This window comes from Streptomyces sp. Xyl84 (assembly GCF_059731885.1).
This window is the reverse complement of sequence record NZ_AP029182.1, coordinates 2,373,567-2,386,606: the sequence shown is the minus strand read 5'-3', so window position 1 is coordinate 2,386,606 and position 13,040 is coordinate 2,373,567. Positions and strand designations below refer to the sequence as shown.

12 protein-coding genes are annotated in these 13,040 nt (G+C 73.1%); 6 read left to right on the top strand and 6 right to left on the bottom strand.

Annotation, left to right across the window (positions count from 1 at the left end):
• Positions 1 to 34: 34 nt before the first annotated feature.
• The 4 genes from AC6I72_RS10100 (at position 35) to AC6I72_RS10085 (ending at position 5,250) form a co-directional block, all read left to right on the top strand.
• A complete protein-coding gene (locus AC6I72_RS10100) occupies positions 35 to 676 on the top strand; it encodes a TetR/AcrR family transcriptional regulator (RefSeq protein ID WP_498000488.1) in 642 nt (213 codons plus the stop codon).
• 233 nt (positions 677 to 909) lie between these two features.
• Entirely contained in the window at positions 910 to 1,758 is an 849-nt protein-coding gene (locus AC6I72_RS10095; protein WP_498000487.1) for a 3-hydroxyacyl-CoA dehydrogenase family protein, read from the top strand.
• 148 nt (positions 1,759 to 1,906) lie between these two features.
• Positions 1,907 to 2,230 (top strand): STAS domain-containing protein, encoded by a 324-nt coding sequence (locus tag AC6I72_RS10090; RefSeq protein ID WP_037851779.1) that lies wholly within the window; start codon positions 1,907 to 1,909, stop codon positions 2,228 to 2,230.
• A 350-nt stretch (positions 2,231 to 2,580) separates the two neighbouring features.
• Positions 2,581 to 5,250, top strand: coding sequence for an ATP-binding protein (locus tag AC6I72_RS10085; RefSeq protein WP_498000486.1), 2,670 nt, complete (start codon positions 2,581 to 2,583; stop codon positions 5,248 to 5,250).
• A gap of 204 nt (positions 5,251 to 5,454) precedes the next feature.
• On the opposite strand, the gene nucS is transcribed toward AC6I72_RS10085, so the two are convergent.
• Positions 5,455 to 6,126, bottom strand: a complete 672-nt coding sequence (gene nucS, locus AC6I72_RS10080; protein WP_498000485.1) for an endonuclease NucS — start codon at positions 6,124 to 6,126, stop codon at positions 5,455 to 5,457.
• Between the two features lie 299 nt (positions 6,127 to 6,425).
• Between nucS and AC6I72_RS10075 the strand changes: the two genes are divergently transcribed.
• Positions 6,426 to 6,818: an SCO5389 family protein gene (locus tag AC6I72_RS10075; protein WP_498000484.1), complete on the top strand. Its 393-nt coding sequence runs from the start codon at positions 6,426 to 6,428 to the stop codon at positions 6,816 to 6,818.
• Between the two features lie 163 nt (positions 6,819 to 6,981).
• Here the strand turns inward: AC6I72_RS10075 and AC6I72_RS10070 are convergent, their stop codons facing one another.
• The gene (locus AC6I72_RS10070) at positions 6,982 to 8,010 is read right to left on the bottom strand and encodes an LLM class flavin-dependent oxidoreductase (protein WP_498000483.1); all 1,029 of its coding nucleotides are present in this window, start codon (positions 8,008 to 8,010) and stop codon (positions 6,982 to 6,984) included.
• Between the two features lie 233 nt (positions 8,011 to 8,243).
• Here AC6I72_RS10070 and AC6I72_RS10065 point away from each other — a divergent pair, with 233 nt between their 5' ends.
• A complete protein-coding gene (locus tag AC6I72_RS10065) occupies positions 8,244 to 8,576 on the top strand; it encodes an Rv1322 family protein (protein ID WP_498000482.1) in 333 nt (110 codons plus the stop codon).
• A gap of 54 nt (positions 8,577 to 8,630) precedes the next feature.
• Here the strand turns inward: AC6I72_RS10065 and AC6I72_RS10060 are convergent, their stop codons facing one another.
• The 4 genes from AC6I72_RS10060 to AC6I72_RS10045 all read right to left on the bottom strand — a co-directional run bounded on the left by AC6I72_RS10060 (position 8,631) and on the right by AC6I72_RS10045 (position 12,871).
• Positions 8,631 to 9,512 (bottom strand): ABC transporter permease, encoded by an 882-nt coding sequence (locus AC6I72_RS10060; protein ID WP_498000481.1) that lies wholly within the window; start codon positions 9,510 to 9,512, stop codon positions 8,631 to 8,633.
• The gene (locus tag AC6I72_RS10055) at positions 9,509 to 10,687 is read right to left on the bottom strand and encodes an ABC transporter ATP-binding protein (RefSeq protein WP_498000480.1); all 1,179 of its coding nucleotides are present in this window, start codon (positions 10,685 to 10,687) and stop codon (positions 9,509 to 9,511) included. Before AC6I72_RS10055 ends, AC6I72_RS10060 begins: the two co-directional genes overlap by 4 nt.
• A gap of 321 nt (positions 10,688 to 11,008) precedes the next feature.
• Complete coding sequence (locus AC6I72_RS10050; RefSeq protein WP_498000479.1) at positions 11,009 to 11,779, bottom strand: ABC transporter permease; 771 nt, start codon at positions 11,777 to 11,779, stop codon at positions 11,009 to 11,011.
• Between the two features lie 3 nt (positions 11,780 to 11,782).
• Positions 11,783 to 12,871 carry an ABC transporter ATP-binding protein gene (locus AC6I72_RS10045; RefSeq protein WP_498000478.1) on the bottom strand — a complete coding sequence of 363 codons (1,089 nt, stop codon included), beginning with the start codon at positions 12,869 to 12,871 and terminating at the stop codon, positions 11,783 to 11,785.
• Positions 12,872 to 13,040: the final 169 nt, after the last annotated feature.

The following is a 13,040-nucleotide window of genomic DNA, read 5'->3' as shown; positions in this document are numbered from 1 at the left end:
CTAAGTAGGTCGGCGGGAAGGCTAGGATTCCCCCATGGCAGAGGGGCTCAGGGAGCGGAAGAAGCGGCAGACCAGGCAGTACATCTCGGACGTCGCCACGGGCCTGTTCGTCGAGCGCGGGTTCGACGCCGTGACGGTCGCGGAGATCGCCGACGCGGCGAACGTCTCCGTCAACACCGTCTACAACTACTTCCCCGCCAAGGAGGACCTCTTCCTCGACCGTTCCAGCGGGGTGGTCGACCGGCTCGCCCGCTGGGTGCGCGGCCGGGACACGGGGGAGTCCGCCGCCCGGGCCGTGCTGCGCGAACTGCGTGCCGAGGCCGAGGCCGTCTCGCCGCGCATCGGGCTGTTCTCCGGCTACGCCCCCTTCATGCGGGTGATCGAGGCCGCCCCCGCGCTGCGCTCCCGGCTCTGGGCCCTCGGGCAGGAGGTGCAGGCCACCCTGGAGCAGGCGCTGCGGGAGGAGACCGGCGCGGCGGACGAGGATCCGCTGCCGGGCCTGATGGCCGGTCAGATCGCCTGGCTGCACGGCACCGTCATGGCCTCCGTCGGCCGCGAGATGCTCAAGGAGCGCTCGCCGCAGGAGGTGTCCCGGGAGGTGCTCGGCCTCCTCGACGACATGGAGGACCTGTTGAGCGAGAAGGTCCTCAACTACGCCGTCCGGGGCGCGCAGTGACCCCTCCCGGTGTGATGTCCGTCAATTGAGACGTGACGCGCGTTACTTACCGGTCACACAGCGCCGCGCGGGCGCTAGTGTCCGCCGAGAGGCATACGCAAAGAGCGTGAAAGCCGTCCAACAGCCGCGCGCGCCGCGCGCAGGCGCCTGTGCGGCCGTTCACCGGCGGTGGGCCCTCGGCAGTCGTTCACCAGCAGTCGTTCACCAGTGGTCGTTCACATAGGGGAGTCTCAGTGGCACGGAAGCTCGCCGTCATCGGAGCCGGTCTCATGGGATCGGGTATCGCCCAGGTCTCCGCGCAGGCGGGCTGGGACGTCGTCCTGCGGGACGTCACCGACGAGGCACTCAGGCGTGGCACCGACGGCATCAAGGCCTCCTACGACAAGTTCGTGAGCAAGGGCAAGCTGGACGCCGAGGACGCCGAGGCGGCGCTCGCCCGCATCACCACCACCACCGACCTGGACGCCGCCGCCGACGCGGACGTCGTCGTCGAAGCCGTCTTCGAGAAGCTCGACGTCAAGCACGAGATCTTCCGCACGCTCGACAAGCTGGTGCGCGAGGACACGGTGCTCGCCTCCAACACCTCCGCCATCCCGATCACCAAGATCGCGGCAGTGACGGAGCGGCCCGAGCGCGTCGTCGGTGTGCACTTCTTCTCGCCCGTGCCGATGATGCAGCTCGTCGAACTCGTCCGCGGCCACAAGACCAGCGACGAAGCCCTCGCCACCGCACGGGAGTTCGCCGAGTCCGTCGGCAAGACCTGCATCGTCGTCAACCGCGACGTGGCCGGCTTCGTCACCACCCGGCTCATCACCGCCCTCGTCGTCGAGGCGACCAAGCTGTACGAGTCGGGCGTCGCCACCGCCGAGGACATCGACCTGGCCTGCAAGCTCGGCTTCGGCCACGCCATGGGCCCGCTCGCCACCGCCGACCTCACCGGCGTCGACATCCTGCTGCACGCCGCCGGCAACATCTACACCGAGACCCAGGACGAGAAGTTCGCCCCGCCGGAGCTGATGCGCCGGATGGTTGACGCCGGTGACATCGGGCGCAAGAGCGGGCAGGGCTTCTACAAGCACTGAGACCGCCGCGGGGGCGCCGGCATCACCCTTCGGGGTGAATTCGGTATCGGTTCGCACACAGACAGCAACCGCACCGCCGCACAAGCAGTCAGACGTTGCACAGTCAACCGTCACACGGAGCACGCCACCGCATTCACGGGGAGCGCATATGTACATCAGGGGCGACCACGCCGAGGTGGTCGTCGGGGGCCGCCTCGACGTCCGCACCGCGGCGGACGCCCGTACGGTCCTGCACTCGGCCGTGGACGACGGCGCCGGGGACCTCGTCCTCGACCTGTCCGGGCTCGACTCCTGGGACGCCACCGGCCTCGGCGTGATCATGGGCGCCCACCGGCGCGCCGGCCGCTGCGGCCGGCGGCTGGTGCTGCGCGGCGTGCCGGCCCAGATGCAGCGCCTGCTCGTGGCCACCCGGCTGCACCGCATCCTCGCCATCGAGGGCGGCATCGGCGTGGAGTCCCTGCCCCGCGTGTGACCTCCGCGCCCCGCGCCGGCCTCCCGCCCGGTGACGCCTGCCGCCTGGTAACGGCCTCCCGTCCGGCGGTGGCCTCCCGCCCCGCTGCGGGAGGCCGGACGTGAAGACCCGGGCGGACGGCACGGAACCGTACGTCGCACGCAATCCTCACGAGACCGTGATGTCTCGGGCCGGGCGGCACCCCGGGCTGTCGTGGATACTGTGCGAAGGTTTAGGGTTCGGTCGCCCGCTGCCTCGCAACCCTCGAGCGGGCCCGGACCAGAAGCGACAGCGCGGAGTGCGGCACACGGCCGGGAGGGCTGGAACAGCAGCACACGACGCCTCTGGGGGGCTTGGAACCTATGGAACCCATGGACCCGAACGTCCGGGAGCCCGAGGACATGGGCCATGACGGCGACGGCCACGCGCCGGACCGGCGCCCGCCCAGTCAACCCCTCGCCGCCGACTTCCCGCCGCACGCCGCCGCACCGGCCCGCACGGCGCAACTCGTCACCGGCGACTTCCTGATCACCGTCAACCCCGTCGACGGCAGCGAGATCGAGGTCTGCCCGCCCGGACGGCTCCCCGGCCCGCCGCCCAGGCACACACCGGCCGCACGCGCCGACGCCGCACGCGCCGCCACACCACCCGTCCCGCCCGGCCCGGCCCCGTCCCCCGAGCCCCTGCTGGAGCGCCACGACGAACGCGAGCGGCTGGTACGGCTGCTCGCCCGCGGCCGCTCCGTCCGCCTGACCGGGCCCGGCGGCTCCGGCCGCACCAGCCTCCTCGACCTCGTCGCCCAGGACTGCGCGGACCTCGCCCCCGACGGCGTCGTCCGTCTCAACGGCCACCGCCGCACCGCCGGCGACCTGCTGCACGACCTCTTCCACGCCGTGTACAGCTCCCCTGGGCACCGCCCCGGCCGTGACGAACTCCTCGACCACGTCCGGGAGATCGGCGCCGTCGTCGTCCTCGACGACCTCGAGTTCGGCGGCGCCGCGCTGGACGAACTGCTCGACGCCACCCCCGAGTGCGCCTTCCTCCTCGCCGCCACCCCCGACGTGCCCGCGCCCTCGACCGACTCCGCCCTCGAAGAGGTCTTCCTCGGCGGCCTCGACCGCGCCGCCGGGGCCGAACTCATTGAGCGCGGCGTCGGCCGGGTCCTCACCGAGGAGGAGGCCAACTGGGCCGGTGACCTCTGGTTCGAGTCCGAGGGCCTGCCGCTGCGCTTCGTCCAGGCCGGCGCCCTGCTGCGCCAGCGCGACCGGCTGCGGGCCGGCACCAGCGCCGTGGAGGAGTTCGGCGTCTTCGCCGACGCCCCGCCCGCCGGCACCGTCCTCGACGGCGGCGACGGCGACGACGTCCCCCTGCCCTCGCTCGGCGAGGCCGCCGCCCCCGCCCCGCTGCTCGCCTCCCGGCTCAGCGCCTCCGCCCGCGCCACCCTGCGCTTCGCCGTCGCGCTCGGCGGCGAAGTGCCCCACCAGGCCCACCTGCCCGCGCTGGTCGGCGACACCCACGCCGACGCCGCACTCGGGGAACTGGCGAGCTGCGGCCTGGTCTCCCCGGTCGGCGGCCGCTACCGGCTGGCCGCCGGAGTCCTCACCCAGCTGGAGGCCGCCGGATACGCCGAGGACGCCGAGGAGCAGGCCCGCGCCGCCGCCCGGCACTACGCATGGTGGGCCGGCCACCCCTCGGTGACGCCCGAGCGGGTCACCGCCGAGGCGGACGCCGTCCTCGCCGCGCTGGCCGTGCTCGTGCCGCTCACCACGCCGCCCGGCGAGGACGAGGACGAGGGGAGCACCGCCGTCCGGCTCGCCCGGGCCGCCGCGCCCGCGTTCGCCGCCGGGCTGGCCTGGAGCGCCTGGGAACGCGCGCTGCGCTTCGGCACCGAGGCCTCCCGCCTGGCCGGCGAGGTCGCCGAACAGGCCTACTTCCACCACGAACTCGGCATCCTCGCGCTCTGCGGCGGCCGGCTGGACCGGGCCCGCGCCGAGCTGGAGGCCTCCATCGGCCTGCGCGGAGCCCTCTCCGACCGGCGCGGCACCGTCGCGGGACGCCGCGCGCTCGCCCTGGTCGCGGACCGCTCCGGCACCGCGCCCGGCGTCGGCGCCGCGCCCGCTGCCCCGGCGGCGCTCGAGGCGGCGGGGGAGGAGTGGCCGGGCGGCCGCGGCGAGGAGCCCGTGCCCCCGCCCGCCCCCGTGCCCTTCCCGGCGCTCCGGGCAGCGGCCGAGGAGCCCCCGGGCACGCTGGTCACCTACCAGCCCTCCACCGCGGGTGCGCCGGTCACGTCCCCGGGGACCTCCGCGTCCTCGTCCCCGGCGGCCCCGGCCAGGCACCGGGCCCGCCTGAAGCACTTCGCCCGGCGCAACCTCGTGGCGGTGGGCGCGGGTGCGCTGCTCGCGGCCGTCCTCGGCACGGTGGTGACGCTCGGCGCCACCTCCCACAACGACGCCGACGACCCCTCCGGCCAGGTCGGCGGCAACCCGTCCGCGAGCCAGGGCACCGACGACGGCGGCGCGGACACCGGCACCCCGCAGGACGGCGGCGGCAGCGGGGGCGGCCCCGGCACCGGCGCCGGGACCGTCGCCGACACCGGTGGGGCGACCAGCCGTCCCACGGACCCGGGCCCCGACGGCACCTACGGCACGTCGGACGACCCGACGCCGCCCGCGGGTTCGGACGAGCCCTCGCCGGGCGCCAGTTCCCCGGCGGGAACGGGCGGCGGCAAGGGCGGAAGCAGCGCGCCGGCACCGTCCGGACCGGCGAGCACGCCGGGTTCGCCCGACCCGTCGCACACGAGGCCGACCGGCAGGCCCACGGGGGATCCCACCGCTCCGACCGGTGCGCCGTCGACGCCCTCCACTCCGACCGACCCGTCCACGCCGCCCCCGCCGGACCCGACCGAGTCCTCGACCCTGAGCCCGTCCAGTTCGGATTCGGCCAGCGGTCCCGCCCCCTCCGGCGTCCCCGGCTCCGCCGGCAGTCCGGCCGCTGCCCCCGAGAGCGGCGCCGCGGACACCCCGCGGGGCACGGTGATCTGAGGAGCGGCCCGCGCAGGGCACGTGCGAAGGGGGCCCGGTCCGGTACAGAACCGGACCGGGCCCCCTTCCCGCGGCGCCGCACGGCGCCGGCCGCCCCGCCACAGCGGTTGCTTCAGCCCGGCCCCCGCCTCGGAACGCCCGCCGCCCCAGCCTCGGCGAAGCCACCGCTCAGCCCAGCGGTGGCCTCAGAGCTGTCCGCGGCTCTCAGAACAGCCGCAGCTTGTCGTCCTCGATGCCGCGCAGGGCGTCGTAGTCCAGCACCTGGCAGCCGATGCCGCGGTCGGTCGCGAGGACCCGGGCCTGCGGCTTGATCTCCTGCGCGGCGAAGACACCACGCACCGGGGCGAGGTGCGGATCGCGGTTCAACAGCTCCAGGTACCGGGTGAGTTGCTCCACCCCGTCGATCTCGCCGCGCCGCTTGATCTCGACCGCGACGGTCTGCCCGGAGCCGTCCCGGCACAGGATGTCCACCGGACCGATGGCCGTCATGTACTCGCGCCGGATGAGCGTGTAGCCCTCGCCGAGGGTCTCGATGCGGTCGGCGAGCAGTTCCTGGAGGTGCGCTTCCACGCCGTCCTTGATCAGCCCGGGGTCCACGCCGAGTTCGTGCGAGGAGTCGTGGAGGATCTCCTCCATCGTGATGATGAGCTTCTCGCCCGCCTTGTTGACGACGGTCCAGACGCCTTCCTCCTCGCCCGTGCCCACCTTCAGCGTGCACGGCGGCGACATCCAGTTCAGGGGCTTGTAGGCGCGGTCGTCCGCATGGATCGAGACGCTGCCGTCGGCCTTGACCAGGATGAGACGGGGTGCCGACGGGAGGTGGGCGGTGAGCCGGCCCGCGTAGTCGACGGAGCACCGGGCGATGACGAGACGCATGGTCGGCAACGCTACTCGACGCACCGTGCCGGACGCGATTCGCCCGTCCCGCTCCGCTCGCGCCCGATCGGCGCCTCGCGGGGGAGCGCCCCATTTTTCCCTGGATCACCCGTGTTCACTCGTGGCCGATAGTGTGCCCAACTCGACCAGCCGGTACGCGCGTTCGCCTGGTAACGCCTCGTTTCGTTGCCTACCGTAGGAACGGGAGGTCGCGAAGTGTGTACTCACCGTGTTCGGTATCGCGAACTCCCTCATCTGTCCGGCAACCCCTGCTGGTCGGGGGTGCGAGAGGAGAACCCATGTCGCTCGACGTCTCACCGGCCCTACTCGAACAGGCCGAGCGAGGCGAGGTCGACGAAGCTGCCTTCGTCGACTGCGTCCGGACCTCCCTGCCCTACGCGTGGGAGATGATCAGCTCCCTGGTGGCCCAGCTGAAGGTGGACGGCGGAGAATTCGCCGACAACCAGACGCCCCCGCCGGACGAGCAGGCACGCGGTCAGCTGCTGCGTGCGCTCGCGAGTGATGCCATACGCGGCGCGCTGCAGCGGCACTTCGGTGTGCGGCTGGCTTTCCAGAACTGCCACCGGGTCGCGGTGTTCCCGCTGGACGCCACGTCCGACGAGCGGCTGGCCCGTTTCACGTCGGTGCGCAGTCAGCTGCTCAACCAGTCGCCGGAACTCAGGGACTGCTGAGGGGGGCAGGGTCTTCCGTCCGGATCAGGCCGGATCGGGGTGCGGTGCCAGGCCCCCCGAGGCCGGTGTGACCCGGAGGGGAGGCCCTGGTCATCGGCTTGCCGCCCCGCCCGCGGGAGGTGCATTCGGGCCCGGGGCGGCAGGTCTTCCGACGCCGGCACGGTCAGCTCAGCCGGGGGAGCACCTCGGTGCCGAGGCGTCGTACGTTCTCCTCTGTCGCGGCCAGGTCGCCGGAGCCCTCGACGAGCAGCGCGAAGCGGGTGATGCCGGTGCGCTCGGCGGTGGCCGCGAGCCGGTCGGCGCACAGCTGCGGCGTGCCCACCGGGTGCAGGCCGCACAGCAGCTCGGTGTAGGCCAGCGGGTCGCGCATGCGGCGGCTGCGGCCGTCCACCGTGACATGGGCGTCCAGTCCTTGTTTCAGCCAGCCCGGCATCGCCTTCAGCAGGGTCTCCTCCGCGTCCGCGCGCCGGTCCGCGATCTGGCAGACCCCGGCCGACACATGGGCCGCGTCCCGGACGGTGTCGTCCGGGTGCCCGGCGGAGCGCGCGCCGCGCTGCCACAGCGCGATCATCTCGGCCTTCTCCTCGTCCCCCACGTGCATCCCGAGCAGCATCGGCAGCCCGCGCTCGGCGGCCAGCCGGACGCTCGCGGGGGAGGTGCAGGCGACGACGACCTCGGGTCCGGGCACGTCGGTCAGCGCCTCGGCGGGGCGGGGCACGACGGCGACCTCCCGGAAGCCGAACCGGTCGCCGCGGGCCGACACCGACGGCTCGCGCAGCCAGCGCACCAGCAGATCGAGTGATTCCGGGAACCCCGTCTCGTACGCGGCCAGGCCCGTCCCGAAGACCTCCAGGTCCACCCAGGGGCCGCCCCGGCCCACGCCCAGCGAGAACCGGCCGCCGCTCGTCACGTGCAGCAGGGCGGCCTGCTCGCCGAGCGCGACCGGGTGGGCGGTGGGCAGCACGCTCACCGCCGTCCCCACCCGCAGGCGGCGGGTGCGGCCGAGCAGCAGCGCGGCGAGGGTGATGGCCGACGGGCACGTCCCGTACGGTACGAAGTGGTGCTCGGCCAGCCAGACCGCGTCCAGGCCGGCCTCCTCGCTGACCTCGGCCGTACGGACCGCGCGGTGCAGCGCCTCTCCCTGGCCCTGGCCGGGGAACTGCGCCGCCAACACGAAACTTCCTACGCGCATCGCTTCTTCCTGCTTCCTCGGCTCCGACGCGGCGCTCCCCCACGGGGCATAACCGGCCGACACGTGCCGAGGACACGGCCTGGCGGAGGGATTTCCGGATTGTCTGCGGAATTGACCGTTCCGGGGAGCGACTTGGGCGGTTCGGCGGGGAATCCGGTTCCTTGCGCGTCCGCCCGGCGCCGCCGCGTACGCTGGAGGGACCCCGTCCTTCCGCAGAACCGGTGAGGTGTCCCGTGTCCCCGCGTCGCAACCGTCCCAAGGGTCCTGGCTCGTCCGGCCGGAGCGCGGAGGACGACGCGGCGGGCCGCTACGGAGGCTGGCAGTCCAGCGAGAACTGGCAGGGCGAGGAGTGGAGCGTGCGCCATGTCGCCGGTGCCGGCGCGCAGGGCAAGACGTACCGCTGCCCGGGGTGCGACCAGCTGATCGGCTCGGGCGTCCCGCACGTGGTGGCCTGGCCGGAGTACGCCGGGGTGGACGACCGCCGGCACTGGCACAAGGCCTGCTGGAACGCGAAGGACCGCCGCACCACACGGGTGCAGCGGTCCAGGAACGCGCCGCGGTTCTGAGGACCCGGCACCCCGCGGGCCGCGGACCCGCGGCGCCGGGGTGCCCCGCAGGTCCTACACGTCCCGCTCCCGCAGCAGCGCCCAGGCGCCCGCGCCGACCACGGCGGTGACACCCAGCAGGATCCACAGCGGGTCCCAGCCGGACGGGCCGGACTCGCCGAGCGAGGTGGAGTAGAACACGCTGAGCTGGTTCGGGATCGAGTACTCGAACAGGGCGGTGCGCACCTTCTCCAGCGACCGCGTGAACATGAACAGCGCGATGACCAGCGGGGCGAGCACGAGGCCGATCATGATGGTGATGCCGCCCGCCGAGTGGCGCAGGATCGAGCCGATCAGCAGCGAGAGCAGGCCCAGCAGGGCCAGGTAGAGGCTGACGCCGACCGTCGCCTTGAACCATTCGGCGCCGCTCGGCTGGCGGATCGGACCGTCGCCCGCGAGCATCGCCATCTGCGCGAAGGCGACGAGCGCGGTGCACACCAGCGTGGTCGTGAAGGTGAGCAGGAAGAACACCAGCGCCTTGGCCGCCAGCACCCGGCCACGGGTCGGGCAGGCCGTCATGGTGGTCCGGATCATGCCGGTGCCGTACTCGGACGAGGTGGTCAGCACCCCGAGCGTGATCACGCAGATGCTGCCCAGCAGCACGCCGATGAAGCCCAGCACCAGTGGGTGCGGCTCGTTGGCGACGTCCGCCGAGGAGGACACGGTCACCACGCCGACCAGCAGCCCGACCCCGACCACGATCAGGACGAAGACGCCCAGCGTCCACATCGTGGAGCGCACCGACCTGATCTTGGTCCACTCCGAGGCGAGGGCGTGTCCCAGGTGCGTGCGGACGACGGGGATCGGGGAGGTGTAACCGGGGGCGGGCGAAGCGGCGGACCCGGCCTCCCAGGAGGGCTGCGCGGCCTGCGGCATGGGCGTCTGCGGCGTGCTCATCGGGCGTCCTCGGACTTGGTGACGTCTACTGCGGGGGCGGCCGGCGCGGCGGGCGCGGCCTGCGCGTACGGGTTCGGCGCGCCCGCGCCGGGGGCGCCGAACGGCCGGGGCTGCGCGCCGTAGGGCCCCGGGGCGCCCGCGGCGGGCTGCGCCTGGGGCGGCGGTGGGGCGTACCAGCCGGGCTGGCCCTGGCCGGGCACCGGCAGGGGCGGCTGGACACCGGGCGGCAGCGGCTGCATCAGACCGGCCTTCTCGTCGGTCGTCGAGCGGTAGTCCACCACCGACTGCGTCATCCGCATGTACGCCTCCTCCAGCGAGGCCTGGTGCGGCGACAGCTCCCACAGCCGTACGCCCGCCTCGTGCGCGAGGTCGCTGATGCGCGGCAGCGTCAGTCCCGTCACCCGCAGCGCGCCGTTCTGCTCGGGCAGCACCTGCCCGCCGGCCTCGGTCAGCGCGGAGGTCAGCTTCTCGCGCTGCCGCGGCTCGGTGTCGGGGGTGCGGACCCGGGCGAAGTCCGCGGAGTTGGCGGAGATGAAGTCCGTCACGCTCATGTCCGCGAGCAGTTGCCCGCGCCCGATCACGATCAGATGGTCGGCGGTCAGCGCCATCTCGCTCATCAGGTGCGAGGAGACGAAGACCGTACGGCCCTCGGCGGCCAGCGACTTCATCAGGTTCCGCACCCAGAGGATGCCCTCGGGGTCGAGGCCGTTGACCGGCTCGTCGAACAGCAGCACCTGCGGGTCGCCCAGCAGCGCCGCCGCGATACCGAGCCGCTGCCCCATGCCGAGCGAGAAGCCCTTCGAGCGCCGGCGGGCCACTTCCTGCAGACCGACGACCCCCAGCACCTCGTCGACGCGGCGGGGCGGGATGCCCGACAACTGGGCCAGGGACAGCAGGTGGTTGCGGGCGCTGCGGCCGCCGTGCACCGCCTTGGCGTCCAGCAGGGCGCCGACCTGGCGCGGCGCGTTGGGCAGCCGGCGGTAGGGGTAGCCGCCGATCGTCACCGTGCCCGCGGTGGGGTTGTCCAGGCCCAGGATCATCCGCATGGTCGTCGACTTGCCCGAGCCGTTCGGCCCGAGGAAGCCGGTCACGGCGCCGGGCCGCACCCGGAAGGAGAGGTTGTTCACGGCGGTCTTGGCGCCGTAGCGCTTGGTCAGGCCGACTGCCTCGATCATGCTCCGGTCCCATCGGAAGGTAGCCGTCCCGAGGTTCAGGACAGCGGGGCGCACGCCCCCGTAAGGCTTAGAGCTGCGAACAAAAGGGGCGCCCGGCTCGCGGCGTCCGGCACGCACGCTCGCGGCGTTGCCGAAAGGCCCTGGTAGCTCCGCTACAAGGACCCTCCGGCGCCTTGCGATCGCACGCACCGGACGCCGCGAGCTGATCGGACTCCCCTTTTGTTCGCAACTCTTAGGAGGATATCCGGGCGCTGACGGTTCCGGCCAAAAGAAAGTAAAGACGTTCGGGTGCGGTACGCCATGATCTGCGGCGGTATGTACTCAGGCGTCCCGCTTGCGCAGAAGGGCGTAGCCGGCCGCGAGCGCCGCGATCACCCACAGCGTCATGATGCCGAGGCCGCCCCACGGGCCGTAGGGAGTGTCGTCGCCGACCCGGGGGATCACCCGCAGGATGCGGCTGCCCGCCTGGTCGGGCAGGTACTGGCCGATCTTCTTCGTCACCGAGACGTTGCCGAGGATGTTGGAGATCAGGAAGAAGAACGGCATCAGGATGCCCAGCGACAGCATCGGCGAGCGCAGCATCACGGCCACGGCCATCGAGAACACGGCGATCAGGGTCATGTAGAGGCCGCCGCCGATGACCGCGCGCAGCACACCCGGCGCGTCCAGCGAGGTCCGCAGTGAGCCGAGCATCGCCTGCCCGAGGAAGAAGGCGGCGAAACTGGTGGCCATGCCGACGAGCAGGGCCAGGGCGGCCGCGACGGCCACCTTGCTCGCCAGGAAGATCCCGCGCCGGGGGACCGCGGCCAGTGAGGTGCGGATCATGCCGGTGCTGTACTCGTTGGACACCACCAGGACCCCGAAGACGATCATCGCCAGCTGACCGAGGGTCATGCCCGCGAAGCTGATGAAGGTGGGGTCGAAGGAGAGCCGCTCGCGGGCGGGCATGTTCCCGAACTCGTTCCTGGTCAGAGCCGAGATCAGCATGCCGAGGGCGATGGTGACCACCGCCGCCAGGGACAGCGTCCACACCGTCGACGCCACCGACCGGATCTTGGTCCACTCCGAGCGGATGATCTGGGTCGCCGCCATGCCTCAGCCCTCCACCGTCGTCCGCGCCGCGCTCTCTTCCGGCCCCGCGTACGGCCCTGCTCCCGGACCCGCATCCGGTCGTGTTCCTGGTCCGGCATGCGGTCCCGCCCCCGGCCCGGACCCCGATCCCGCCGGATCCACCGCCGACCGGGCGCCCCAGTCCGCGCCCCACCGCCGCTCGGCCGGCTCCGCGTGCGCGTGGTACTCCACCGAGGACGCGGTCAGCCGCATGAACGCCTCCTCCAGCGAGGACTGCCGGGTGCTCAGCTCGTGCAGCACCACCTGGTGGCGCGCGGCCAGCTCGCCGATCTCCTCGGACCTGCCGCCGTCCACCTCCAGCGCCCCGTCCCCGCTCTCCACGGCCTGGATCCCGGCGCCGTGCAGCGCGTCCAGCAGCCGCTCGCGGTCGGGCGTGCGGACGCGGACGCGGGAGCGCGCGTTGCGCTCGATGAAGTCGGCCATGGAGGTGTCCGCGAGCAGCCGCCCCTGCCCGATGACCACGAGATGGCCGGCGGTCAGCGCCATCTCGCTCATCAGGTGCGAGGAGACGAAGACCGTACGGCCCTGCGCGGCCAGCGACTGCATCAGGCTGCGGATCCAGTGGATGCCCTCGGGGTCGAGCCCGTTGACCGGCTCGTCGAACATCAGGATCCGCGGATCGCCCAGCAGCGCGCCCGCGATGCCCAGGCGCTGGCTCATGCCGAGCGAGAACCCCTTCGCCTTCTTCCGGGCGACCGCCGTCAGACCCACCGTCTCCAGCACCTCGTGCACCCGGGCGGTGGGAATGCCGTTGCTCTGCGCCAGGCACAGCAGGTGGTGGTACGCGGTGCGCCCGCCGTGCACGGCCTTGGCGTCCAGCAGGGCACCGATGTACGTCAGCGGGTCCTGCAGCTCGTGGTAGTGCCGGCCGTCGATGCGCACGTACCCGCCGGTGGGGTGGTCCAGGCCCAGGATCATCCGCATGGTCGTGGACTTCCCGGCGCCGTTGGGCCCCAGGAATCCGGTGACGGTGCCCGGTCGCACCGTGAAGGTGAGGTCGTCTACCGCCACTTTCTCGCCGTAGCGCTTGGTCAGCCCCGCCAGCTCGATCATGCGGCCACGCTAAGGGCGCGCCGGGCCCCGCGCCACCGGGCCCCTGAGCCGTCCGGCCCAGCGTCACCCCGGCGGGACACGGCCGGCCACCGCGTCCGGAAGCCCCTTCCCCGGCGGTGAAGGCCGCGGCCGGCGCGGCGTCCGCACCCGTCCGGACACACCACAACGC

Excerpts from the sequence above, each read along its gene's own strand:
- AC6I72_RS10055 (WP_498000480.1), bottom strand. The coding sequence starts at position 10,687 with ATGATCGAGGCAGTCGGCCTGACCAAGCGCTACGGCGCCAAGACCGCC.
- AC6I72_RS10075 (WP_498000484.1), top strand. The coding sequence starts at position 6,426 with ATGTCGCTCGACGTCTCACCGGCCCTACTCGAACAGGCCGAGCGAGGC.
- AC6I72_RS10085 (WP_498000486.1), top strand. The coding sequence starts at position 2,581 with ATGGACCCGAACGTCCGGGAGCCCGAGGACATGGGCCATGACGGCGAC.
- nucS (WP_498000485.1), bottom strand. The coding sequence starts at position 6,126 with ATGCGTCTCGTCATCGCCCGGTGCTCCGTCGACTACGCGGGCCGGCTC.
- AC6I72_RS10050 (WP_498000479.1), bottom strand. The coding sequence starts at position 11,779 with ATGGCGGCGACCCAGATCATCCGCTCGGAGTGGACCAAGATCCGGTCG.
- AC6I72_RS10070 (WP_498000483.1), bottom strand. The coding sequence starts at position 8,010 with ATGCGCGTAGGAAGTTTCGTGTTGGCGGCGCAGTTCCCCGGCCAGGGC.
- AC6I72_RS10090 (WP_037851779.1), top strand. The coding sequence starts at position 1,907 with ATGTACATCAGGGGCGACCACGCCGAGGTGGTCGTCGGGGGCCGCCTC.
- AC6I72_RS10100 (WP_498000488.1), top strand. The coding sequence starts at position 35 with ATGGCAGAGGGGCTCAGGGAGCGGAAGAAGCGGCAGACCAGGCAGTAC.
- AC6I72_RS10060 (WP_498000481.1), bottom strand. The coding sequence starts at position 9,512 with ATGAGCACGCCGCAGACGCCCATGCCGCAGGCCGCGCAGCCCTCCTGG.
- AC6I72_RS10045 (WP_498000478.1), bottom strand. The coding sequence starts at position 12,871 with ATGATCGAGCTGGCGGGGCTGACCAAGCGCTACGGCGAGAAAGTGGCG.